General features: G+C 41.7%; 27 protein-coding genes. 12 read left to right on the top strand and 15 right to left on the bottom strand.

Annotated elements, in window-relative coordinates; translation table 11 throughout:
• Window positions 1-148 precede the first annotated feature (148 nt).
• Window positions 149-637, bottom strand: coding sequence for a Spy/CpxP family protein refolding chaperone (locus NE535_RS10775; protein ID WP_261298650.1), 489 nt, complete (start codon window positions 635-637; stop codon window positions 149-151).
• A 279-nt stretch (window positions 638-916) separates the two neighbouring features.
• Here NE535_RS10775 and NE535_RS10770 point away from each other — a divergent pair, with 279 nt between their 5' ends.
• From NE535_RS10770 to NE535_RS10745, 6 genes are all read left to right on the top strand, one after another.
• On the top strand, window positions 917-2,353 hold the full coding sequence (locus tag NE535_RS10770; RefSeq protein ID WP_261298649.1) for a cytochrome C biosynthesis protein: 1,437 nt from the start codon (window positions 917-919) through the stop codon (window positions 2,351-2,353).
• 83 nt (window positions 2,354-2,436) lie between these two features.
• Window positions 2,437-3,123, top strand: a complete 687-nt coding sequence (locus NE535_RS10765) for a response regulator (RefSeq protein WP_261298648.1) — start codon at window positions 2,437-2,439, stop codon at window positions 3,121-3,123.
• Window positions 3,123-4,487 carry an ATP-binding protein gene (locus NE535_RS10760; protein ID WP_261298647.1) on the top strand — a complete coding sequence of 455 codons (1,365 nt, stop codon included), beginning with the start codon at window positions 3,123-3,125 and terminating at the stop codon, window positions 4,485-4,487. Before NE535_RS10765 ends, NE535_RS10760 begins: the two co-directional genes overlap by 1 nt.
• Before the next feature lie 166 nt (window positions 4,488-4,653).
• Window positions 4,654-5,301 carry a hypothetical protein gene (locus NE535_RS10755; RefSeq protein ID WP_261298646.1) on the top strand — a complete coding sequence of 216 codons (648 nt, stop codon included), beginning with the start codon at window positions 4,654-4,656 and terminating at the stop codon, window positions 5,299-5,301.
• Between the two features lie 108 nt (window positions 5,302-5,409).
• Window positions 5,410-5,874 carry a tRNA (uridine(34)/cytosine(34)/5-carboxymethylaminomethyluridine(34)-2'-O)-methyltransferase TrmL gene (trmL, locus tag NE535_RS10750; protein WP_261298645.1) on the top strand — a complete coding sequence of 155 codons (465 nt, stop codon included), beginning with the start codon at window positions 5,410-5,412 and terminating at the stop codon, window positions 5,872-5,874.
• Window positions 5,871-6,203, top strand: coding sequence for a DUF2956 domain-containing protein (locus tag NE535_RS10745; RefSeq protein ID WP_261298644.1), 333 nt, complete (start codon window positions 5,871-5,873; stop codon window positions 6,201-6,203). Before trmL ends, NE535_RS10745 begins: the two co-directional genes overlap by 4 nt.
• A gap of 53 nt (window positions 6,204-6,256) precedes the next feature.
• Here the strand turns inward: NE535_RS10745 and NE535_RS10740 are convergent, their stop codons facing one another.
• From NE535_RS10740 to NE535_RS10705, 8 genes are all read right to left on the bottom strand, one after another.
• Complete coding sequence (locus NE535_RS10740) at window positions 6,257-6,781, bottom strand: hypothetical protein (RefSeq protein WP_261298643.1); 525 nt, start codon at window positions 6,779-6,781, stop codon at window positions 6,257-6,259.
• Complete coding sequence (locus NE535_RS10735; RefSeq protein WP_261298642.1) at window positions 6,768-7,373, bottom strand: hypothetical protein; 606 nt, start codon at window positions 7,371-7,373, stop codon at window positions 6,768-6,770. The genes NE535_RS10740 and NE535_RS10735 overlap by 14 nt, the downstream gene beginning before the upstream one ends.
• A gap of 94 nt (window positions 7,374-7,467) precedes the next feature.
• Window positions 7,468-8,913: a M16 family metallopeptidase gene (locus NE535_RS10730; protein ID WP_261298641.1), complete on the bottom strand. Its 1,446-nt coding sequence runs from the start codon at window positions 8,911-8,913 to the stop codon at window positions 7,468-7,470.
• Window positions 8,910-10,238, bottom strand: a complete 1,329-nt coding sequence (locus tag NE535_RS10725) for a M16 family metallopeptidase (RefSeq protein WP_261298640.1) — start codon at window positions 10,236-10,238, stop codon at window positions 8,910-8,912. Before NE535_RS10725 ends, NE535_RS10730 begins: the two co-directional genes overlap by 4 nt.
• 27 nt (window positions 10,239-10,265) lie before the next feature.
• On the bottom strand, window positions 10,266-11,585 hold the full coding sequence (locus NE535_RS10720; protein WP_261298639.1) for an amidohydrolase: 1,320 nt from the start codon (window positions 11,583-11,585) through the stop codon (window positions 10,266-10,268).
• A gap of 195 nt (window positions 11,586-11,780) precedes the next feature.
• On the bottom strand, window positions 11,781-12,440 hold the full coding sequence (locus tag NE535_RS10715; protein WP_261298638.1) for a class I SAM-dependent methyltransferase: 660 nt from the start codon (window positions 12,438-12,440) through the stop codon (window positions 11,781-11,783).
• Between the two features lie 29 nt (window positions 12,441-12,469).
• The gene (locus tag NE535_RS10710; protein ID WP_261298637.1) at window positions 12,470-12,841 is read right to left on the bottom strand and encodes a hypothetical protein; all 372 of its coding nucleotides are present in this window, start codon (window positions 12,839-12,841) and stop codon (window positions 12,470-12,472) included.
• On the bottom strand, window positions 12,838-13,452 hold the full coding sequence (locus NE535_RS10705) for a tRNA-uridine aminocarboxypropyltransferase (protein ID WP_261298636.1): 615 nt from the start codon (window positions 13,450-13,452) through the stop codon (window positions 12,838-12,840). The genes NE535_RS10710 and NE535_RS10705 overlap by 4 nt, the downstream gene beginning before the upstream one ends.
• Window positions 13,453-13,524: 72 nt before the next feature.
• Between NE535_RS10705 and NE535_RS10700 the strand changes: the two genes are divergently transcribed.
• Window positions 13,525-14,472, top strand: coding sequence for a hypothetical protein (locus NE535_RS10700; protein ID WP_261298635.1), 948 nt, complete (start codon window positions 13,525-13,527; stop codon window positions 14,470-14,472).
• Window positions 14,473-14,532: 60 nt separating this feature from the next.
• On the opposite strand, the gene NE535_RS10695 is transcribed toward NE535_RS10700, so the two are convergent.
• Complete coding sequence (locus NE535_RS10695) at window positions 14,533-15,732, bottom strand: multidrug effflux MFS transporter (RefSeq protein ID WP_261298634.1); 1,200 nt, start codon at window positions 15,730-15,732, stop codon at window positions 14,533-14,535.
• A gap of 124 nt (window positions 15,733-15,856) precedes the next feature.
• Between NE535_RS10695 and NE535_RS10690 the strand changes: the two genes are divergently transcribed.
• Both NE535_RS10690 and NE535_RS10685 read left to right on the top strand, forming a co-directional pair.
• Complete coding sequence (locus NE535_RS10690; protein ID WP_261298633.1) at window positions 15,857-16,825, top strand: LysR family transcriptional regulator; 969 nt, start codon at window positions 15,857-15,859, stop codon at window positions 16,823-16,825.
• 92 nt (window positions 16,826-16,917) lie between these two features.
• On the top strand, window positions 16,918-17,280 hold the full coding sequence (locus NE535_RS10685; RefSeq protein ID WP_261298632.1) for a hypothetical protein: 363 nt from the start codon (window positions 16,918-16,920) through the stop codon (window positions 17,278-17,280).
• Here the strand turns inward: NE535_RS10685 and NE535_RS10680 are convergent.
• From NE535_RS10680 to NE535_RS10665, 4 genes are all read right to left on the bottom strand, one after another.
• Entirely contained in the window at window positions 17,273-17,413 is a 141-nt protein-coding gene (locus NE535_RS10680; RefSeq protein WP_261298631.1) for a hypothetical protein, read from the bottom strand. The genes NE535_RS10685 and NE535_RS10680 overlap by 8 nt on opposite strands.
• Window positions 17,414-17,678: 265 nt before the next feature.
• Window positions 17,679-18,413: an EAL domain-containing protein gene (locus NE535_RS10675; protein ID WP_261298630.1), complete on the bottom strand. Its 735-nt coding sequence runs from the start codon at window positions 18,411-18,413 to the stop codon at window positions 17,679-17,681.
• Window positions 18,414-18,643: 230 nt separating this feature from the next.
• The gene (locus NE535_RS10670; protein WP_261298629.1) at window positions 18,644-20,062 is read right to left on the bottom strand and encodes a tetratricopeptide repeat protein; all 1,419 of its coding nucleotides are present in this window, start codon (window positions 20,060-20,062) and stop codon (window positions 18,644-18,646) included.
• Window positions 20,063-20,281: 219 nt separating this feature from the next.
• Window positions 20,282-21,016, bottom strand: coding sequence for a hypothetical protein (locus tag NE535_RS10665; RefSeq protein WP_261298628.1), 735 nt, complete (start codon window positions 21,014-21,016; stop codon window positions 20,282-20,284).
• Window positions 21,017-21,174: 158 nt separating this feature from the next.
• On the opposite strand from NE535_RS10665, the gene NE535_RS10660 reads away from it, so the two are divergent.
• Window positions 21,175-21,708: a DUF2780 domain-containing protein gene (locus NE535_RS10660; RefSeq protein WP_261298627.1), complete on the top strand. Its 534-nt coding sequence runs from the start codon at window positions 21,175-21,177 to the stop codon at window positions 21,706-21,708.
• A 111-nt stretch (window positions 21,709-21,819) separates the two neighbouring features.
• Window positions 21,820-22,269, top strand: coding sequence for a tellurite resistance TerB family protein (locus NE535_RS10655; RefSeq protein WP_261298626.1), 450 nt, complete (start codon window positions 21,820-21,822; stop codon window positions 22,267-22,269).
• A gap of 7 nt (window positions 22,270-22,276) precedes the next feature.
• Here the strand turns inward: NE535_RS10655 and yjeH are convergent, their stop codons facing one another.
• On the bottom strand, window positions 22,277-23,566 hold the full coding sequence (gene yjeH, locus NE535_RS10650; protein WP_261298625.1) for an L-methionine/branched-chain amino acid transporter: 1,290 nt from the start codon (window positions 23,564-23,566) through the stop codon (window positions 22,277-22,279).
• 140 nt (window positions 23,567-23,706) lie between these two features.
• Here yjeH and NE535_RS10645 point away from each other — a divergent pair, with 140 nt between their 5' ends.
• Window positions 23,707-24,141: an Lrp/AsnC family transcriptional regulator gene (locus NE535_RS10645; protein WP_261298624.1), complete on the top strand. Its 435-nt coding sequence runs from the start codon at window positions 23,707-23,709 to the stop codon at window positions 24,139-24,141.
• Window positions 24,142-24,152: the final 11 nt, after the last annotated feature.

Raw genomic sequence — 24,152 nt, 5'->3', positions numbered from 1 at the left:
AAGCTTTATAATAGCAATGATCAGGGCATGGCTTCGACAATGTTTACATCTTTTAACAAGATAAGACGGTGAAATTGTGATGCAAGCAGCAAACCGTTAAGTTAATAATTAACTTAACAGTTTGTGATGGGTGTTCGGCAACTGGTGACTATCTTTTTTTACCTTGTTTTTCTAAGCGTTGAGTAAACTTAGCCTGTTGTTCTGGGGTCAGTAACTGGTAGATTTCATTTTGCATTTTAAAATGCTGTAGCATTTGCGCCGCTTTGCGCTCTTGCTTGGCTGTAATGATCTCATGCGCCTTGGCTTCATCAAAATTAGCACTGGTGATTAAACTCACCATCTCAGCTTTATGTGCAGCTCTTACATCTGCTGACGGCTTGTCTGGACGTTGTGCTTTATATTTTTCAACAATCGCTTTTACATCCGTTTTTTGCGCATCAGTAAGATCTAACTTACGGAGCATCTTATGCATGCCACTTCTTTGGTGACCATGTTGATATTTACCCTCTGATTGTCTCTCAACCTGCGTATCGGCTGTTGGCTCAACGACTGATTGAGCATAAAGCGAGCCAGTTAATAGTGCAGAACTTGCAATCAGTGCAACAAGACCCGCTTTAATAGGAAGACGTGTTTTCATAGCAATTACCTCGTTGATGGTGGCTTATTCATTAAGCCTAAATGAATGTTGGTTAAGTTCACAACATGGAACCTAGTTTACCCATTGCAATGTCAATGAGGGTGTTTTTAGCGTAAAGCTATGTAAATCCGTGAAAAGGAGTCAGTGATCAAGCTAACAAATTACTGCAAATGTTGTGATTTAATGAGAGCAAGTTAACGTAACGGCAAACCCATACTTACATGCCTTCGCCTTCAGCATAAAATTAGCTAAAGATTGTATTTCTTATTAAGGTCTAGCATGAATCTTACTTTCACACGCTCTTGGGCATTGTTGGCCATATTATTTTTTTCAGTAGCATTTACTTCCCCTGCGGCACAAGCATCATCTCAGAACGATTCGGTTTGGATGACCCAGCAAGCCGACCAAACGATGATTAAGCTGCATTTTTTCTGGTCAGAAACCTGCCCGCACTGCCGAAAAGCACACCCCTTTATCGATGCTTTAGGTGAGCGATTTGATTGGATAGCAGTAGAAGACTACCTAATAAGTCAGCCAGGTAATGTCGATAAACTCATGGAAATGGGCAAACTTACCGGCAGCGAGCCAAAATCTGTCCCCTACTTTGCCGTTTGTGGCGAAGCCATCATTGGCTACAACAGCCATCAAGTTACTGGGCAATACATTGTTGAGCGCTTAATTGATTGCTATAAAAAACAAGGTGGACAACCTGACATAGGTAATAAGCTTGAAGATTTTCTTACCTTAAATACCCCTGCTGCTGAGCCACTATTTGGCACCTGTGCAGAAACTAGCAGCACAGATGATGGCGCCGCAAGCACCTGTGGCATGACACAATACAGCGCAGATAGCGATACCGAACAAACATCAGAGCCCCATGTACAACCTGTTGATATTCCATTAATCGGCGCGGTTCATCCAGAAAAAATGTCACTGCCGTTGTTAACTGTTGTGCTCGCTGGCGTCGACGCGTTCAATCCCTGTGCTTTCTTCGTATTACTGTTCTTACTCAGTATTATGGTTAACGCTGGCAGTAAAAAACGCATGTTGTTGGTCGGGGGGATTTTTGTGTTTTTCTCTGGTTTTATTTACTTCATCTTCATGAGCGCCTGGCTTAACTTATTCCAACTGCTGGGCGGTGGCGATGGCGGCATGATTATTACCTGTGCGGGCATATTGGCATTAGTGGCTGCCACGGTGAATATTAAAGACTACTTTTTTGGCCGAGGTGATGTCAGTTTATCTATGTCTGTGGAAAATAGAGGCAGCCTGATTAAGCGTATGGGTAAATTATCAAAGGCCAGTTCATTACCCACTATGATTGTCGGTTCATCCATTTTAGCTATTTTAGCCAATGCCTATGAACTATTATGTACTGCTGGTTTCCCGATGATTTACACCTCGGTGCTCTCGATTTCAAACTTAGAGGTTATGGAGCGCTATCTGTATCTTGTTGCGTATAACGTCGTTTATGTTATTCCATTAGCGACAATTGTTATCGTATTCTCTATGACATTAGGCAAGCGTAAACTGACAGAAAAAGAAGGTGAGAAGCTTAAACTGATGTCAGGGATCATGATGCTAGGCCTTGGGGGGATGTTAGTGATTGATCCTATGTCACTACAAAATCCTGTGTTGTCTATAGGCTTGATTATCGGTTCAATTATCTTGACCTTTGTTATCGTCAAGCTGGCTCAAGTACTGAAATTCAAATAATCGACTAATGTAAAACTGTGCAATGATGATGTCATCTTAGCCCGCCTTAAGCTAAAGTGTTTAAATGCATATTGAGGGCTGAAATGAATCGAATTTTACTTATTGACGATGATGTCGGATTATCAGAATTATTAACCCAACTTTTAGAAATGGAAGGGTTTGTCGTCAGCCAAGCTTACGATGGTCAAGCAGGGTTAGCATTAGCATTGCACTCAGACTTCGACCTTATCTTATTAGATGTCATGCTGCCCAAAATGGGCGGCTTTGAAGTCTTAAAAGGCATACGTAAACGTAAGCAAACCCCCGTTTTAATGTTAACCGCTCGCGGAGATGAAATTGACAGAGTTATCGGCTTAGAAATTGGCGCTGATGATTACCTACCAAAACCCTTCAATGATCGCGAATTAATTGCGCGTATTCGGGCTATTTTGCGCCGTGCAAACGCTACCTTACAAGGGCAAGCATCGGCTGATTCATTAACACTGGGTGACTTATCCCTAGACCCTAGTCGTCAAGAAGCCTTTTGCAACGATCAGTTAATCATCTTAACGTCCACAGAATTTAGCTTGTTGTTTAATCTGTTATCCAGTGCGGGAGAGTTAGTCACCAAAGACACCTTAAGCGAAAATGTATTAGGGAAAAAATTGATGCCATTTGACCGCAGTTTAGATATGCATTTATCTAACTTGCGCAAAAAACTGCCCGAACGAACCGATGGTCGCGCACGGGTAAAAACCTTACGAGGCAAAGGTTACATTTGGATCCCCTAATGCCCACAACACCCCCATTAAATAGATTGTTTTTTAAGTTGCTGATTGGCTTCTGGCTGTGCAGCTCGCTGACTATTGCATTAGTATTAATGCTGCCGATGCTACTGCAAAGCCATGATCGCGCACCATTAGAAGCACGATTACAGCAAGCGCTTCATCAAGTTGTTGAAGATATTCAACAGTCACCCGATATCCTTACCTCGGATAAGCTATATCAATTACAACGACAGTATTCAAAGCGCGACAGACCATTACGTATTTATTTAACCAACGACGATGGTCAGGTGATTAATAGCCGTAAAGTCCCACGCTCATTAAGACAATTTTTATTGATGGCAGAAGATGCCAAGCAGCCGATTAGCCACCAATTTAGAAATGAGTTGGTCTTTGGACCACTGTCTTTCAGTGTTAATCAACAAACCTATCAGGTTTATGGCAGAGTACCGGCCAGCCATCCTCGGCCTTGGTTTTTGTATTTTTCAGAAAACAAATTACTCACCGCCACTATCGCTATTTTATTCTCTGGCTTGTTATGCGGCCTACTTGCTTGGCATCTCAGTAAACCACTTAATAGCCTAAAACACTGCGCGAATGCCCTTGCTAAAGGGGACTTATCGCACCGTGCAGATAAAACTACCATCAGTAGAAACGATGAAATAGGCCAATTAGCTCAAGCCTTTAACAGTATGGCAGACTCAATCGAAGCTATGATGCTTAACCAACAAAGGCTGATGGGTGATATCTCTCATGAGCTACGAACACCTTTAACCCGCTTAAAACTGTCACTGGCATTGGCGCGAAAAAAAGGTCAAGACACCACAGAATTATCTCGTATCGAATATGAAGCCACCCAATTAGATGACTTAATCGGTGAGCTGTTAACCCTTTCAAGGGTCACACTGAATGCTAGCGAGGTGCGGATTTATACTGAGCTAAATGAAACGCTCAGCCAAGTATTAGATGATGCTGAATTTGAAGCAGAACAACAGCACAAGCAGCTGCATATTGATATTGATGAACACCTTGCCTTTGAACATTACCCAAAACCTTTGTGTCGAGCCATCGAAAACGTCTTACGTAATGCCATTCGCTACGCGAACAAACACGTTAATATTTCGGCCAAGATAAAAAACAAACAGGTAGTCATAGACATTAAAGATGATGGTAAAGGGATCGATGAAAAAGAACTTAGCGCGATTTTCAGACCCTTTTATCGCCCAGATGATGCACGAGATAGAATCAGTGGTGGCTGGGGGTTAGGCCTGGCAATTACTCAAGCGGCAATTCAAGCCCATAATGGGGATATTAAAGCGTTGAATAACAAGCCTAATGGACTGCATATCAAATTAAACATTCCCATTTAAACGACACATACTTTATGTATTCTAAAGAATAAACGTCCCCCTACTTTAATATGCGGTTCTGCTATGCTTAAAACTTAGGAGAATAAGTTAACAAGGGAAAGGAATGCGCCTCGAAATGACAACATGTCGTAAAGTAATATTATTTTGCTTTACGTTGGTTTTATCTATGAGCGTGAGCATAACTCATGCTGAACCATTTTACGTCGATGCCATTGAATACCCTCCCTATTTAATACAGCAGCAAACCGATAGGGGCGAAGCATTCGCTAAGCTATCTCAAGCCATGACATCATCGGGTTTCGAGGTGACGGCAAACTTTTTATCTTCCGCCAGAGTACATAAAAAATTAGTTAATCAAGATTGGTGTGCCAGTTTTGTTCCGCCATTTGAAACAAAGAAAAATCATAAACTTGTTCCATTATACGATGACATTTTAGAACTGAAATTACATCGATTAGTGCAACCGAGCCAATTTACAGGTGATAAGATTGAAGGGAAGCGAATTGCACAACTGCGGATGATGCAACCTGCAGGAGTTATCAAACAGTTCTCTGATAATGGTGCGAAATTATTTAATGTTGAGTCTATTCAACAAGGTACATATTTACTGATAAAAAAACGAGTCGATTATGTCTATGCCGATTTACACTCTATTACTTACGCAGCAAACCAACTTGGTTTTCCTTTAGAACAAATTCAAAGTTCAACTACAGTGTTCAGAAGATTTCCAATAGGAGTATGGATTAACACTTCCTGCCCACTAAGTCAGAAAATACTCAATCATTTAGATTCCAAAGGATTTAAAGCGTTATAGAGAACTAGTTTGCATAATCAAAATCAAATAATATCAAACTACTTAATATAGCTGATTTGTCGCTTCGCTAACGCTATAATGCACCGTTATTTTTTGAGGTAAGTCAGCATGTTTCATATCGCCCTTTACGAGCCAGAAATCGCCCCAAACACGGGCAACATTATTCGTTTATGTGCCAACAATGGTTCACATTTACATCTTATCGAACCCCTTGGTTTTGATTTAGAAGAAAAAAAATTGCGTCGTGCCGGTTTAGATTATGCTGATTTAGCATGTGTAACACGCCATAAAAATTATCAAGATTTTCTCATCGCTATGGCAGGAAAGCGCATCATGGCTTGTACCACTAAAGGCAGCCGCCCGCATACCCAAATCGCCTTTGCCGAAGATGATGTGCTGTTATTTGGCCCTGAAACCCGTGGCTTACCTATGGATATTATAAATGCCACCCCTTTAGAACAAAGACTGCGTATTCCTATGACCGCCAATAGTCGCAGCCTGAATTTATCAAACTCAGTTGCCATTATTAGTTATGAAGCCTGGCGACAACTTGATTTTGTAGGTGCCCAATGAAGCAACCCATTTCAATTGAAACTCAGCAACACGCGTTGATGATTGCTAAGTCGACCCAAAAAGAAGGTCAGACTAAAGAGCAAACTAAGCTGATTGCCAGTGGCATTGAAAAGGGCATTGCTGAATATAAAAAACAACAAAAAGCAAAAGCCAGACAAAGCGATAAAGCACGTAAACAACAAGCCAAACACAAACAACATGCTCAGCATGATGAGCCAGAGTTAGAGTTAGAGTTTGATGACTCTAACCAGATCACGCCGGTTGTATGGGGGTTAATTTGTTTGCTGGCATTAAGCTGGTTATGTTTTGCTTGGTATATTTGGGGCTAAAAAGTGGCAAACAGCACCAAGAAGAAAAGTGTTGAATTGCGAAGGTCTATCACTTAACGGGGGATCAAACTGACCCCTCTCACCACTTGATAATTATCACTGTCATCATCTAAAAAATGAGCGCTTTGCTGCCATAACCACTGAGTTTTCGCTCCTACTGACGTAGCTGAAAATGAAAGCCTGATCAAAGCGGGGCGCTGCTTAATCTCTCCCTCCCCTAAAAAGGTAAACGCGTCAGCTTGTTGATATAAAGTGAGTGATTGATATATATCGGCATTAACGCCATCAGAATACACTAATTGAATATCACTGCCACGTTGACGAAACCACCAGGTTTCACTATTCGCAAACCTTGCGCTCTGACTAACACTGATATACATATTTCGCCCATCTGCAGAACACATAATGGAACTGGTAACTCGTTTTGAGACCCCATTGGGGTTAGCCGCGCTACCTTGCCACTCGCCTATTAAAGAAGCGCAAAAAACATCAAGAGAGACCTTAGCGGCAAGTGCCGATATAGGCAGAGAACCGAAGAAAACAACGATAACCCAAAAAATGAGTTTAAAACAATTCAATATCATCTTCTTGACGCTTTGCAAGATGCTGTTGGTATAGTGCTAAAGCTTGTGCCAGCGTGCCACCTTGTAAAATACAATCAAACAGTGCACGCTCTTCCTCTAACGAATAACCATTTTTAATTTGTTGATTGACCTGCTGCCAAGCCGCACGGGTATGCCTTGCATCTTGATCGCCTAACACTTCTTTTGTTAATCCCAATCCATTAACGACGTGCTGCAAACGTTGCGATAGCCTATCGTAAAACTGAAATGCCATCACACCTTGATTTACCTTAGCTGCCAATTGCTGGCCATGATCAATGATCGCTTGGGGGGTGTCATTTTTCGTGGCCAAATAATGGTTAACCTGTTGCTGATGAGAAGCCATATCGGTAAATAACTCACCTAAACTTGCCACTTTTTGATCGCCATCATCTAAACCCAGTTTTATTTGCGCCATTGCCAAAATAAGCAAATTCATGGTTTCTTGGACATGACACCATGGCTCGTCTAAGTTAGCTTGAGCTGTAGGGGGGTAGAGTGATTGGGTCGTTTTATTTTCTTCACTGAATTTTTCAGTCGAAGATATATCTGCGGATATTTTTGCCATTTAATCAAACTCTTTAACAATGCTACTTAAAAATATACACGCTATAAAACAAAAGACCCACTGCTTAGTGGGCCTTTTTCGGCTTCAGCGCAAATTACTGACCAAAACCACTGTCTTTGATATCAACCTGAGTCACTTCGCCATACTGTTTAGCAATATCGGCAATTTTACTGGCATTACCAATCAACACATACTGTAAGTGCTGTTGTGGGAAGTACTGCTTAACTAATCGTTGCGTTTCTTCTAAGGTTAATCCATCCACCTTAGCTTGAAATTGATTTATAAAATTATCATCGAAACCATATAGATACATATCAGACATTAAGCCAGCCAATTGACTAGCCGTTTCAAACTTAGGTGGGAATTGCCCTTTAACATAAGCTTTTGCTGAATCTAACGTCGCTTGATCTATGCCTGTTTGCCAAAGTCTAGCATAGGTTTTTAATGCTAAATCGATAGCCTCTTTAGTCGTTTCCGCTTTAGTAAAAGTACTGATTTGAAAAACGCCGGCTTTTGAATAAGGCACAAATCCTGAACGAGCCCCATAAGTTAACCCCGCGTTAACCCTTAACTCATCATTCAACCATGAAGTAAAGCGGCCACCTAAAATGGTATTCACCACGGTTAAACCAACATAATCAGGATTATCATAACTTATCCCCATGCCCCCAATCACAAAGGTCGTTTCAATCGCATCGGATTTATCGACTAAAAGCACTTTGCTTTGGCTCATCTCTGGCAAACCTTGGCTTAAATTAGCCTGAACCACTTCTTCGGTATTTTGCCAATAACCAAAAGCCTGTTCTAACTTAGCTTGCATTTGTTGAGGGTCAAAGTCACCGACTACACTGATGGTCATATTACTTGGCTGATAGTAACCCTTATGGAAGGCGCGTAACTGTTCAATCGTTAAGGTAGCAATGGACTCGCTATTGCCAGAGCTTGGGTTGGCATAAGGATGATCACCAAACACCAACTTATTGAAGTAACGACCAATGACAGCGCGAGGGCTTTCTTTTTGTTGCGACAGCCCCACTATTTCACGTTGCTGTAGTTTGGCAAATTCAGTTGAGTCGAAATCAGGAACCATCACCACATGACTAAAAATAGGCAGCACCTTATCGATATCTTTTGTCATAAAGCTGGCATCAATATAACTGCCTTCTTGATCGGCGGCGGTATTCAAACTTGCTCCCATAAAATCAAGCGTTTGCTCTATTTTAGCCTTAGACTGCCCACCAGCTCCCAGCATTAAACTCTGGGCGGTTATACTGGCCAATCCTGAGGTGGTGTCATTCACCGCACCTGCTCGCACAACAGCACTTAAGGTTATCAGTGGCACTTCTTTTTGCACCATCAAATTCACTTTTAAGCCATTAGATAAACTAACAGTTTGGTATTGTGGCAAACTAAAACTACCAGTTTCTACAACGGTTTCTGGAGCGTTTTTAACCGTTACCGCACACCCAGTTAACGATAAGGCACTGGCGATAGCTAAAGCCGATAACGACAATTTAATAGATTGTTTTATAAGTCTCATTTGTCGCTCTCCTCTGTAGCAGCTAATACCCCTACTGTGCGATTAGCACGAATTAAGTAGGTTTGTGCCACTCGTTGAATATCCGCAGGAGTAACAGTGTTATAGCGCTCAGGCGCATCAAAAAGTTTTTCGAAACTACCAAAATACATCTCATAAGTCCCTAGCGTATTGGCCTTGCCATTAATGGTTTCCATGTCGCGGTAAAAATTGATTAATTTGATGTTTTTCACTTTTTCCAACTCTTCTGCAGTCACACCTTCAGTAGCAATTGAGTTGATTTGCTCGAGTAATGCTAACTCAAGCGTGTTGGCTTCAACGCCCGAATTTGCGACGCCTAAAATGTAAAACAAGTTAGGGTCAAACGACATTGGCATGTAAGTATCTGCGGCAGTTGCAATTTGCTTATCAACTAAACCTTGATAGAAGCGAGAGCTATTGCCTTGGCTTAAAATAGAACTTAATAAATCAAGTGCATAATAGTCAGCATGGCTAGTGGCGGGGATATGGTATGCCAACATCACATTAGGGGTGCTAACTGATTCTTTTTTTACAAAGACTCTGCGCTCACCATGTTGCAATGGCTCAACGGTACGTACTTCTTTGGGTGGGGTTTGGGCTGGTATCGGTGCAAAATATTGGTTAGCTAACTTTTTCACTTCAGCTAATTTTACATCGCCAACAATCACTACCACCGCATTGTTCGGAGCATAATAGGTTTTATGGTACTGCTGTAAATCCTCCAATGACCACGCTGCAATATCAGACTCATAGCCGATCACTGACCAGCTATAGGGATGCGCTGAAAATGCCACCCCTTTTAACGCTTCTTGAATGGTACGCCAATTTGAGTTTTCTAAGCCTGTTGTGCGCTCTGATTGCACCACACCTCGCTCGCTTTCAACCATTTCAGGATTGATATCTAAATGCGCTATACGGTCGGCCTCTAAGTCAAAGATCGTTTCTAACGCATTTGCAGGAAACCAGTCGGTATATACTGTCATATCTTCTGTGGTGTAAGCATTGTTTGCCCCCCCCGCAGCTTCCATTGTGCGGTCAAACATTTTTGGGCCAAACTTTTTTGAGCCATTGAACATCATGTGTTCAAAAAAATGTGAAATACCAGTAATGCCCGGCACCTCATTGCGTGATCCAACCTTCCAGAATAAGTACATGTTGGCATTGGGAATGGAACCATCCTCTAACACCATAATTTTCATGCCGTTATCAAGCGTAAAACTCTTAATATCTTTGGCTGTGGTTGCAGCTGCATTTGATGCACTCAGCAATCCTGCCAGTAACATTAATGCGGTTAACGTACGTTTCATATCTCGCTCCTTTGAGCTATCTAATAACTATTTTGCGGCACCTAATGCAGTTAGGGCTATTTGGGTCATAGTGTGCACTCCGACTTTTAATGCTTTCTCATCTACATAAAATGCCGGAGAGTGATTGCTGGCAACCTGACTCAACTCTTGATCTGCTGGGGTAACCCCTAGAAAGAAGAACATTCCAGGGGTCTCTAGCGCGTAATAAGAGAAATCTTCTGCCCCCGTAATTAAGCCCGGCTCAATTAACATATCAGAGCCAACAACCGCTTCGATAACTGGGCGCATTTTAGTCACTAATTCGGGATTATTTACTGTAACAGGATAGCCTGGGTCGATAATAGTTTCAGCACTGGCACCGAGCGTTTTGGCGGCATGAGTGGCAATGTCTGCTAGCTTAACTTTAATTGCCGCGCGCATGTCTTGGTCAAAAGTGCGAATGGTGCCAATAAGCTCAACTTTGTCGGGAATAATGTTAGAACGAATACCGCCATTGATCGCCCCAAAACTAATTACGGCTGGCGCTTTAGTTATATCGACTTGGCGACTGATAATGGTTTGCACGCTGTTGATGATTTGGGCTGATGCGACAATTGGATCAACGCCTCCCCAAGGCCTTGAACCATGGGTTTGTTTGCCAGTGACATTAATGGTAAATGAATCTTCACTTGCCATTGCAGGACCCGAACGTAAACCTATCACCCCTGTAGGTAAGCTTGACGTAACGTGCATACCAAACACTTGATCAGGTTTGCGTTTAGCAAATAATCCCTGTTTGAGCATCAGCTCAGCACCGCCCTCTTCACCCTCTGGCGCACCTTCTTCTGCGGGTTGGAAGATAAACATGACATCGCCAACTAGACTGGATTTTACTTTCACTAAACTTTCAGCCACACCCATTAACATTGCCACGTGGGTATCATGGCCACAGGCATGCATTACACCCACAGTTTGACCGCGATAGGTGTCTGTCACTTTGGAAGCAAAAGCTAAATTAACCACTTCAGTTACTGGCAATGCATCCATATCGGCGCGCAGACCAATTAATGGCCCAGGCTTACCGCCTTTAAGAATCGCGACCACACCGGTATGAGCAATACCCGTCTGAACTTCAAGTCCGAGTGATTTAAGATGATTTTCAATGACTTTACTGGTGCGAAACTCGCGATTAGATAATTCTGGGTGTTGGTGCAGATCACGACGCCATTCAATGACTTTGTTTTCAACATCAGCAGCTAGCTGTGCAGCATCAGGCTGAGAAGCCAATGCAGAGATAGAGAATAAACCCGCTGTAACACTTACAGCCAGTGAAATAAAGGTCAATTTGGCAATAGAGATAATGCCCATGGTGAGTCCATTTAATTATTATAATTAGTCGACTAACTTACCTTTATTTTGCAAAATTGTTAATTTTTTTGAGGTGAAGAGAGAAAAACAATTGTATCGATTTATTTGCAAATCTTTATTTTCAAGATTGAAACCACTATCCCTAGTTAAGGCTTAAGTCGCTCGGTTTAAAAAGCGCGACTTAATGAGCGCTCTTTAAGGCACCCTAAAAAAAACCACATCGTTATCGATGATCTCTAATTGCCATTGATAGGTTTGCGCGATCCACTCAAAGGTCGCCTCACTGTAAAAATTAATATGTGTAGGGTCATGCTTATAATGCCAATGAATAAAACCCGCATGGTCACGAACCCGCTTAGTCATAATCGCTAATAAACCTGAGGGTTTTAGCAAACCTTGTAGCTGCTTAAACACCTGCTGGGCATCGGCAATATGTTCAATCACCTCGGTCATAGTGACAAAGTCATATTGCTGCTGCAGTTGCCCTTGGTCAGGGAAATAAAACAAATCGTAATTATTAACTGTTATGCCATGTTCTGCGGCCATCTTACTTAATACAGCACCTTCTCCGCAGCCGTAATCGAGCCCTTTAGCATCACCAGCGATAACATTCAGCACCGGATGTAATGTGCGAGATAAAAAGCGCTGATAGCCTGAATCTGCAACAGTATTATCGTGTAAATCATAAAAAGCCTTTTCTGCTACTTCATCGAGATAAAATGCAGCAGGAACGGTCACTAGTTGACACTGTTGGCATTGAAAATAAGGGCGTTTTTTATCTTGATGAAATAAAGCCAGCTGATCGTGATGACAAAGCGGACACAGACTAGGGGCATCGGGTAAGGTGTTACACATGGCTAAACGGCTCTATAATATCAATGGGGTTATTGTTCTTCACTAATTTGTCTTTCTTTTGCTGCAGCTTCTTGGGCTTGTTTCAGATATTTGTTCTCACGCTCAGCACGTTCATCAAATTGTGCTTTTGCTTTTTGTCGCTGCTCATCCTGCCACTCACCTGATTCTTGATGCGATAACACATCTTGCTCACGCTCAACGGTTTCTTGTGCGGCGGCCCGTGCTTTTTCGAGTTGAGCTTGCTCTAATTTTTTGGAGTCGATTCGGCCTTGCTCAGCCTGCTTTTCTAATGACAATTTTTTTCGCGGCTTTTCAGGGTCAATAGATGTCATGGTATCGCTTGCAACAACCATTGAAGATGACACAAAAGCAATGCTTAGGCTTAACAGGATATATTTCATTTTACTTCCTTGTTATTCGATTGGTAACGGGCTTTGACACCATCTGGCATGGCACCCAATCTATGTTGCACCATAGCATCAAAAGCTGCAAATAAAGGAGTGGTGTCACATGTAGTATCAAGCGAGGATAATAATAGCGCTGTCGCCTCAAGAGTGGACAAACTATCAGGGCGCTTAGCTTTACGAATAATGTAATTGGATGCGTGCTCAACCTCTAAATGAATGGCCGGATAATCTAATAACCATGGATTAGACTGCAGCATTTTATAGGCTTTGCGCCAGGTGCCATCGATTAAGATAATGATAGCGTTGTTCGCTGGGTTTGCTTGGCTAACAGATACGCTGTTGTCACTCGGATACACTACATAAATCGGCTTGGTCGCTTGGGCTAAGTATGCTTGTAACTCAATAAAATCTTCTGAGGCTTCACCGATTAACACCTGCATTTGTGGGATCACCAACTGCATTAGCCTGACGGTGTTTTTGGCATGATTTACTTCACTAGGGTGCTGCATCACAACCACTTCAGTACTAATTTGAATTGGGCTAACTGCATGGCACAAACATGCAGAAATAGGATATGTACAATAAATACAATAAGATCGAGCCATATATTGTTGCAACCTTGTTAAGAAAAACCTTATACTCTCGCGTCATACATTTTAACACTTCAAGGACGATTAATGACACTTTCAAAGGTTTCACTCGCTTTATTGGCCTCATTTTTATCATTTTCCACTTTTGCTGCAGAAAACTTACCATTTCATCATGAAGCCGAAATTGGTTTATTAGACTCTTCGGAGGATAGTGACGGGCTAGTCAATGCAAAATACAGCTATTATTTTACCGCAGTAGAACAAACAGATAGACCTTATCAATTAGCGGCATTCCTGAACCAAGGCGCGGTTATTTCAGCACGATATGCAACGACAGAATATCAAGACCTCTATGCGTTATCTGGAGAATATGTTTTCGATTCAAAGTGGTTTATTGGCGCTGAATATTTAAAAATTGCTCATGAAAAATCATTTTCAAACTTATTCGATGATGTTGACACTTATCATGTCAATACCGGTTACTATTTCTCTGAAGGTTCAAAGTTGACCTTAGGCTATACCACATCTTCACAAAGTGAATCTCGATATTTAAAAGGCAGCTACTTTGAGGTAGACGAGCAGCAAAGCCGAGATTTCGATTTATATAGCCTCACCTATGAGCACTTTCTTCCATTTGAATCCACTTCTGGGCTTTTTTTAACGGCTGGGATTAATTACGAGAAAACCGCTTATAATCGTTACGGCGTAGGATATATGCTGGATGAAAACCTGCAACCAGACCCATTTGATACACATGTTATTGTGGATAAATCCACATTAATATTGGGTGTAGAAGCTGATTGGTACATTAATAATGCTTGGTCGCTAGGGGTTGCAACGAGTTATCTTCAATTAAAGATGGATTATTCTCAGGATGAACACCGATATAATGACAATCAAAATATCAGCAATATCAATACCCAATACTATTGGCATTTTTCTGATATTTTCTCTGCTAAATTTGTGGCACAACAAGTGTTTGTTGATAGTGACTCAGAAACTAACTTAGGTGTTGCGATCAACGCTCGATTCTAATCGTAAGTAGCTCATCAATAACGCGCATTATTAATAATAATGCGCGTTTCCATTTAAAACTTATGCATGCTGCTCTTGATGCCAATGGTTAAAGCGCTGCATTCCCATTACTGCAAGTAAAAGGCTAGACATGCCGCCCATTAATAGTGCGATGGCAAACGGTGCTGAAATATCCGTTAATTGAATTAACGCAGTCAAGATTGATGCGCCACTCATTTGAATACAACCTAACATCGCTGTTGCCGTACCTGCCCGCTCACCAAAACCTGACAAGGCCATACTCGTCGCAGGGCCGAGTAAAATTGCGAAGCCAACGCAGAGCAACATCATTGGTAGCATAAACGCAAATCCTGCCGCTAATCCTGTTTGAGGCCCCACTAACTGCATTACCACCTCAAGGGCTGCTGCTGCAATCATAAAATTAAGCGCCACCACCACACCCGCACGGTTACCAATACGCCTAATTAACACAGGCGCAGCAAAGCAAGCTGCAATATTAACCACCGCATTTAATCCAAATAAGGCGCTAAAGGTTAGTTCAGACATCCCTAAGCGACCAATAAGCCACACAGGGGAATAGGATACATAGCAAAGAATTGAAGCCATGGCGACCATGCATGTTGAGGCATAAAACATAAAGTGACCATCGCTCAGTACCGGCTTATATCGTCCCCAACGATAGAGTTTGCCTGAAATATCGGTATTCAATGGACGTGTTTCAGGAAACTTAAAGCCGACTAAAAATAACACCACGATTGCGTATAACGCCATAAAGATAAAGGTAGAGCGCCAACCAAATTGCAAAGCAAGCAAGCCTCCTAGTGTGGGAGCTAGTGCAGGCACCACGCAAATGGCCCCATTAAGATAGCTATACATAGACACACTTTGCTTGCTGTTATAACAATCGCGAACCGCACTGAATACCACAATCGAGGTAGAGCAAGCCGCTAACCCTTGAAACACTCTGGCTAACTGCAACCATTCAAACTCAACAGCATAAGCGCCAAGTAAACTGCTAATGCCATAAAGTACAATACCAAACAAGGCAATGGGGCGGCGCCCAAAGCGGTCAGCAAGGGGGCCAATAAGAATTTGCCCTAATCCCATAGCAAATAAGAATAATACTAAGGTTGATTGCACCTGACTGTCTGATACGCCGTACTCCAATGCCATGGTCGGCATCGAAGGTAAATAAATATCAATGGCAAGTGGGCTTAACAGCACCATGAACATTAATAGCGGCAATAAATTACGTTGCATCAGACTTCTCACTCATATTTAAGCTATAGGTACACAATTGGGTAGGGTGAAATTTTATCGCATTAGAGGTATGACAAGAAATGATATAAAATCCACAATGAATTTCCCTACAGGAATATCTATAATGAATTTAGACAACCTTGCGAGAATCGATTTAAACCTGCTAGTGACATTGCAAGTATTACTTGAAGAGCAAAGCGTGACGCGAGCCGCCAATCGTTTACATCTGAGTCAGTCAGCTTTAAGCAAAAGTTTAAACCGTCTTCGCGATACCTTAGATGACCCACTGTTTCAACGCACGGCTCACGGATTAAAACCAACAGCACATGCATTAGCATTAGGAAAACTGTTACCACAGGCATTGCAAAACCTGTATCAACTGACCCAACCTCCGAGTTTTGAACCCGCCAGCAGCCAACGCCATTTTGCCTTAGCTATGGTTGAAAGTGCCTATGAAACGCTGATCCCGTATTTCATTGGGCCTTTATTACAGCAAGCCCCTAAATTAAAGTTAGACGCTTATGGCTGGAATGAAAAGTCGATATATGATTTACAACATGGACAAATTGATTTTGGTATCGCAGGTCGCGATATACATCCGCAATCACAATTTAAAGCAGATGATCTTGCTGATGGCCTTGAATATCAAACGTTATTCAACGATAAGCAAGTGTGCTTAGTACGTCAAAACCACCCCATTTTACAAGCCATCAGCCGTGGAGATTGGGATAAAGAAGCCTATCTAGCTCTTAGTCATGTTCAAGTACGCTGTGAAGGTAACGATTGGTGGGCATTAGATTACTTTTTAGCAAACACCAATCACCATCGGCGCATTTCAACCACAGTGCCAGATTTTTACGGCGCGGCAAGTATTTGTGCCCATACCGATTTGATTTTTACTTTGCCATCCAGTTTTGCGCACCATGCACAAAACCTTTATTCGTTAGTGCAAATTCCCCTGCCATTTGAGTTCATGCCCATGGCGTATGTCTTACTTTGGCATGAGCGTAATAATCAGGAACCGGGTCATAAATGGGTAAGAGAAATGATTTCTAATAGCATCCCTAAAGCATTAGTACTTGCGGCACATTAACCACATTTAACGTGACATATTATGTCTTGCTGCGGCAAACTTGCTTTAAATAATCGATACACAAATTAGGCTAATCGCATTTAGGAGCCGTTATGAGATTTAACTCGTCATTTAATTCAGCGCATTTAAAGCATAGATTCTCGACCATGAATCCTATTATTGTCATGCTCTCGCTTATCAGTATCGCCATGTTAGCGTTAATATTACTGCCTTTTTTACTGTTATTAGGTCTATTAAGTTTTATTACTTTTCAGGTGTTAGGCCGTACATTTTTATCGCCAAAAATGAAACAAGCCTACGCATCATCACAACGTAATCAGGGTGATATGTACCAAGGCAATGCAGATATTCAACGTGAAAATCCAGCATCTTACGCCAACATGTTTACACACCCTAAAAATACTCATGCTCGCGGCCGTACCTTTGAACATAATGCCGATGAGCCCCTTAGCTAACCTCAGCTTGGGATAACAAATAACCTAAATAACAATCGACTAACACTAATGCGTCCGCTTTTTGAACAATGGCGGCGAACGATACCGATGACCCATCTTGGGTCATCAAACGTCGTGCCTTACCTTTAGTCACCTAAATAACCTGAACTCTGGATAACAACTTGCTTTCTAGAGGCTATTTTTACTGATAACTGTGTTAAATTTTTTTGCAATAGGCCAGCTATTGACGCACAAATTTGCCTTGTTCTAAGAAAAATATCTCTCAAGAATACATGGGTTAGATATATGTTATTTAATTTCATATATTTAGCTAATCTCTTATCCAGAGTTCAGGTTAAATAATAAAACACTCTAGATCCCCTAGAACAATTTATTCGGCCTGTTTAAATAAAGGTCTATCACTTCACCATTTTGAATAGTTTTTTATAGTAAAAACCCTGCACAAAATCGATGCCGAGCTTATTGGCCAACGCTAAGTCATCCGCAGTTTCCACACCCTCTAAAATAACGTGTTTATCTGCATCGTGGGCATAATTGATTATTGATTTAACCAACAACATAAAATTTTCATTAGCCCGATTTTGTAGTACATATTTATCAAGTTTAATGTATTTAACGAGCTGAATAACGGATGTGGATATCATAGATTGCGGATTGCACACATCATCAATTGCGGTAAGTATGTTGTTTTTAGATAAGTTTTTAATCATCGCCAAGCTCATTATTGCATCATTAATTTCTGAATTTTCAATCAACTCGACAATAATTTCCGCTTTTTGGCACTCTTTAAATAACTTCAAAAAAGGATTATTTTCATCAATCACCCCGCTAGAAAAATACGAGTCTTGATCTAAGTTAACAAAAAGGTTTGAGCCGTTAATGGCATAAGATAACTGTAATCTTTTTTGTTGATATTCTACTTGGAACAAACTTAATGGACTGCTGTGTAAAGAGGCATAAACCAGATCGGGTCTAATAGTGGTGTTATCGGCATTGTAAAAACGGGCTAGTGCCTCATAAGCAAAAATGTCATTGCTACTACAATCAATAATGGGTTGATATTCAACACCAAAGCGTTTGCGCTCAATTAAATCGATTAAACATTTAGGGTTTAAACAGTCTTCATGCTTCATGTTTCATGTGAAGTAACTCGCGTTACTTATTCCTGCATTCTACTAAGAGCGCAGAAGTGTAAATGAGAAGTATTATCAGGTAAAGAATATAAACCATCTGGTTAATGAAGATGAATATAATGCATACAATTACCCAACAATTGTGCTAAAAACCACCAATATCAGATAATAAAAAATGCGCTAACGTCGAGGGTGAATGATTTCAATTGATGCTTGATGCCGAAACTCGCTCATTGAAGCAAGGTTTTAGCCTGTTGCAGGCTGGCCAATTCTTCTGCGCTGGGGTTCAAAGCAATAACACTGTCGATTTGCATTAATAATGATTGCCATAAAGGCTCAATCACTTGTCGCTGAATATCATTGCCATAATGCTTGGCTTGCTGCAATAAATATGCGGATTGCACCACGTCGATTCGGTTGAGCATTCCGTCAGCTAAAGCCACGCTCAGCTCAATCATTGCGGTAACGTTATGACCATACTTAATCACATCATGTAAATAACGTTCTGCTTGTTCAAGCTCGGTAGCCTGAGCATTATCATTGTGCAAAATTTCGGTCGCGCAGTGCAACATGGCATCTAGTTGCCCCTGGGCTGCGGCTTCTTGCATCCAAAAACGACTTTTATCTGCGTCAATATTTTCGCCTTCAGCAAGTAACAATGCTAAATGGTATTGTGATTGCGGGTATCCCGACTCTGCCGCTTTACTCATCCATAATAACGCTTGCTGATGGTCATGTTGTTGATAATACAGCACACCAAGATTAGACATCGCCTCAATATTCTCTGCGTCTGCCGCCTGCTGAAGTAATAATTTGGCTTGTTCAACATCAACCGTAAACTCTGCACTGCCGACCAAATAAAAATAACCGAGTAAAGCTTGCGCATCCGTTATACCCGCTTTGGCCGCTTGCGCTATCAGTAATTCACCCTGCTTAACTTGACCGCTTTCAGCATAGCCATGCAACAAACTCACCCCATGCTCATACAAGGCAACATCTTCAAATGGGGCAGCTTGCGCAAACCAATAAGCAGCCTGAGCGAATAAACGCTGCACTTCATCATGAGTAGTTTGAAGATCTCGGGAGGTATCAGCATCAAAGGCTGTGACATTTGATTGTTCTTGCGCCATTAGCGCTTGTGCTTTTAATGACATAGCCACTAAATATTGCGCATGATGATCGTTTTGCATCATCGCCCGATAACACAAATCTCTCCCCGCTATCGAATCAAATGCAACAAATTGGTAAGCAGGTACTGGAGTAAAATGCAATACGGGATAAAGCTTTACGACTAAGGTAACAATTTGCTTAATTGATTTCTCTGCTAAAGCCACTAGCTGAGCTTGCGTTAAATGATATTTTTCAGGATGCGCCCCACGATTACCATCACCACGCAACTTATGCATAGTTCGAATAGCTGTAACATCAAGCAAGCGGCGTTGATTCAATTGCTCAATGCGGTCGTATAGGTTGGGGCCACTGAACTCAAGCTGATGTTGTTCTGCAATGAGTATTGCCAGTTTATGGGTAAAACTACGCACAAAAACCAACGCTTGAGTCGGAATATCGCGTACATAACTCTTGGCGCTAGCGTAATCGTCACCCAGCTCGCTGGAGAATTGGCTAACTAACTCAATATCAGTTATCAATACTCACTCCTGTAAACTGAAGCACCTCTGCGAGAGATAATAAACGCATATAAACACTCCTTTTTTCACCGCTAACAGTATTGAATTCATTGCAATAGACTAGCGAATACAAATGAATTAGTCCTGTTATCAGTGTCGCGTTCAAGTTTGATGACTAGCATACGAAGGCATGCTGTTTCAATCTCGTTTATTCGCTAACCCAAACTGAGGTGCCGTAAATTACACCTCTGTATGAGTGTCATCGCTAGATTGAGAATCCGTTTTACGGTTAACCATATATAAGCGAAATAAAGCGACGTTAATAAATAATCCTAAAAATGCAAAGCAGGTATCTGTAATTAACTGCAGAGGAAACCCAACTTGTGCGGCAATTTGAGACAAGGTGCCACCCACTAATGATAATGGAATATATAGCATTAATATCGCTATCGTTTTCGTTGTAATCGGCCCTGTAAATACAAAGCTGGCTTTAATGGCCTCTAATGGCGTGAGCTGCTCAACAATGACCATAAAGTTCACATAAGCTAACCGAGCAAATAGATAAAAACTGATCACCAGTCCGACTAACCACATTGGCCCAAATACAGCAAAAAGCATCACTGGGGTTAATATCGCTAATCCCGAAAATACGCCAGCCAACAATAATGGCGGTACAAACTGAATGCTTTGCTTGAATACCATGGCAGTAGTGACATCATGGCCACGCGAGCGAACTTCAAGGTAAACGGTAAGCGCAGCAATTAACGTAGAAAATAATAATAGCAGCGCCATCATTGCAGCAGCATGGATCCCGCCAAATTGCGGATTCTCAACATCAGCTTGGATCATTTCATTTCCCAGCCAAAGCTGGATCATCACTTGAACCAACAACAACGGCAAGGTCATTGCCGCAAGCTGGCTAATATGATTACGAAAAAAGTAATAAGCTTCAGTCAAAATAGCTGAAAGTGACATAAATGAGATTCCAAAAATCAACTTAAGATGGTTATGGCGCTAAGGATACCCAAAAATGACAGCTTTTGCACAACACAAAATCTTCATATGTCGTAATGCACCAAAAAACGGTAAGATGTAATCAGTTTAAGCACAATATTGACCAAAGGATGGATTATATGAACCGTTTTATTATTGCTAGCTCAGTATTATCGGCGGCTTTATTAGCAGCACCCGCTAGCGCTGGCTGGTTAGACAATGTCACTAAAAGTGATGTGGCTCCAGTAGCAGCCCAAGCTAAAGCAGCAACAGGTTTAGCTGACAATGCATTAGTGGGCAATGTCATGTCTCAGTTAGGTTTAAATGAACAGCAAGCCGCTGGGGGATTAGGCTCTTTACTTGGCTTAGCACAATCCAACTTAGGTGACAGCGACTTTAGCGCGTTAAGTAAAAGCATTCCTGGAATCGACTCTTTATTAGGTGCAGCACCCGCGCTAGGCGGCGATTCTGGCATGTCAGGTTTATTGTCTAAAGCCGGTGACTTAGGCTCATCATTTCAAGGCGCTGCTATGGTGTATGACTCTTTTGAAAAACTCGGTATATCAAAAGAATACATCGCCCCTATGGTCGATATTGCTAAGCAGTATTTACAACAACAATCGGGTGACGGTTCAGTGGACTTATTGATGAAAGGTTTAGGTTCTTTACTGTAAATTACATACCTACCACAAGGGTAAAATGGTAAACCTAAACATTAATTAATGCCGAGCACAGTGCTCGGCATTATTGTCTTTGCTAGGATAGGTTATCAACGAGGAGTCATTATGATTGCAAAGCTCAAACAATTTATTCAGGCACGTACTCATGCAGTAAGCCCAGAAGACAAAGCACACCAACTAAGTTTGGCGGCGGCAACCTTATTACTTGAAGTGGTGTATGCCGATGAAACCCTAAATGAATCTGAAGTGGCACTGTTGCCTGATATGTTAAAAAACACATTACATATCAGTATCGAAGAAGCACAAGACCTGATTAAAGAAGCGACTTTAATTAGAGGTAATGCCACCTCTTTATTTGAATTTACCGCTGAAATTAATCAGCAATTCACTCTAGAAGAAAAGCAACAACTACTACTTGCTATGTGGCGTTTAGCCTATGCTGATGGTGAATTATCACGCTATGAGGATCAGATCATTCGTCGCTGTGCTGATTTACTTTACCTCAAGCACAGCGAGCTCATTCAAATGCGTAATATAGCAATGGAACAAAGATAAACGCCGATTACTCCGATGACGGTGTTGGAATAGTGGCATGTTTACGCTGCAAGTGTGTTTTTTGCCACCACATAAAAGGTGCGATAACCACAACCAATAGTACCGCGTACAGCATATTGTCGGCGAGCGCGATGCCTATGCCGATACAAAACACACAACTGGCTATAATCAAAGGTAGATAGCGTTTACTTAATAATCTTACCGCTGACAACATGGCTAATAAGTAGATAATTACAAATACCCCATTACTCCAGGCAATGAGTTTTTCTAAGTCATGCTGAGAATAAAAGGTCATGATAATAACCAATGCCATTGCCCCTAAAATGGTGAATAAGGCTCTAAATGGCACACCATGGCGATTTAACACCACAAAATACTTGGGTAAAATACCTTCTTTACTAAAACTCCATAGTAACCTTGCTGCACTTCCTGCATAAACGTTTACCGTCGCTAAACCACTGGCAATGCCTAATACTCCGATAATATTTGCACCGTATCCATGTAAAAAACTACCGCTGAGTAAGTAATCAAAGGCACTGATCATCGCTACGCCAGTTTTATCTGATGGCACCATCAGCAGTAAAAATGTACAGGCTAAGTATATGACCCCAACCAGAACGGTGCCCATTAAAATGGCTGGTAACATGTCTTTATCTGGGCGACGAAAGTCACTGGCAAGGTGGGTCATGGCTTCAATACCTAAAAAGCTCCAAAAACCTATACCCATAGCAAGCATGACGGTATTAACTTGTGGCTGGCTGGCCTGATTAAATGATTCAAGTTGCTCTGCGTTCAGGCCGCTCGCGCCAAACAATAAAGCCACCACACTTACAATTGCTAAGGTTAAGCCAAATTGCAGTTTGGCAGACACCTGAATGCCACGAATGTTTAACCCTAATAACACCAACACTACAAACAACTCAGCAACTAGTTGCCAACCACCTCTAAGGGGCACTAATGCATCCATAAATTGGAAGGTCATTAAAATAGCAGCGGGTGCACCAATAGGGATCACTAACAAAAAGATTAACCCTATGGTTCTACCAGCGGTGCGGCCAAAAGCTTTTTCCACAAAGTAGGCTGGCCCCGCTGCATGGGGAAAGCGACTGGCTAATAATCCAAATACCAGTGCCACGGGTATGATTGCTAAGGTGAGTATTAGCCACCCCAATAATGCCCCCGAACCTGCTACCGCGATGGTCATTTGCGGTAAAATAAATACCCCTGTCCCCAACAAAGTGGTGGCCATTAATCCAGCACCTTGCCAACGTCCTATTGTTCCTGTTATTTGATTCATTTGTTATTCTACTGGCTATTTTTAGGTTATTATAAATTCAAATCGAATTTCAATTTGTCGGCTATGAGCGCCTAACTGCGGTATTAAACCAACAATATGACGGTTAAAAAGCAAAATACCGACAAAATGACGGAGTAGTTGTGGATAAATTTGATAAAGCCATTATAAATGAGTTACGCCAAGATGCGCGGCAAAGTATTTCCACTATTGCTGATAGAGTCAGTTTGTCACGTAGCGCTGTGACAGAGCGAATCAAAAAACTAGAAACCTCTGGGGTGATCCGCGGCTACCAAGTGCTATTAAGCGAATCGCAAAAACAAGGGGTCTCGGCCTATTTTGAAATACAACATAAATGCCCACGGTGCGCCGATGTGGTGCATGTATTTCACAGTATTCCAGAAGTGATTACTTGCCAAGGCATTACTGGTGACATGGATTTATTGGTTTACGTGCACGCAGACTCAATGAAACGCTTGCATGAAATACGCGAATATATTGATGCACAAACCGACATTATCAAAATTAAAACCCATGTAGTGATGAGTGAATGGATTAATAACCTCAATTCGGATTAGCCAATAAAAAA

Origin of the sequence: Shewanella holmiensis, from assembly GCF_025370255.1 — a bacterium.
Classification (GTDB): Bacteria; Pseudomonadota; Gammaproteobacteria; order Enterobacterales; family Shewanellaceae; genus Shewanella; species Shewanella holmiensis.
This window is presented reverse-complemented; position numbering and strand designations above follow the sequence as displayed.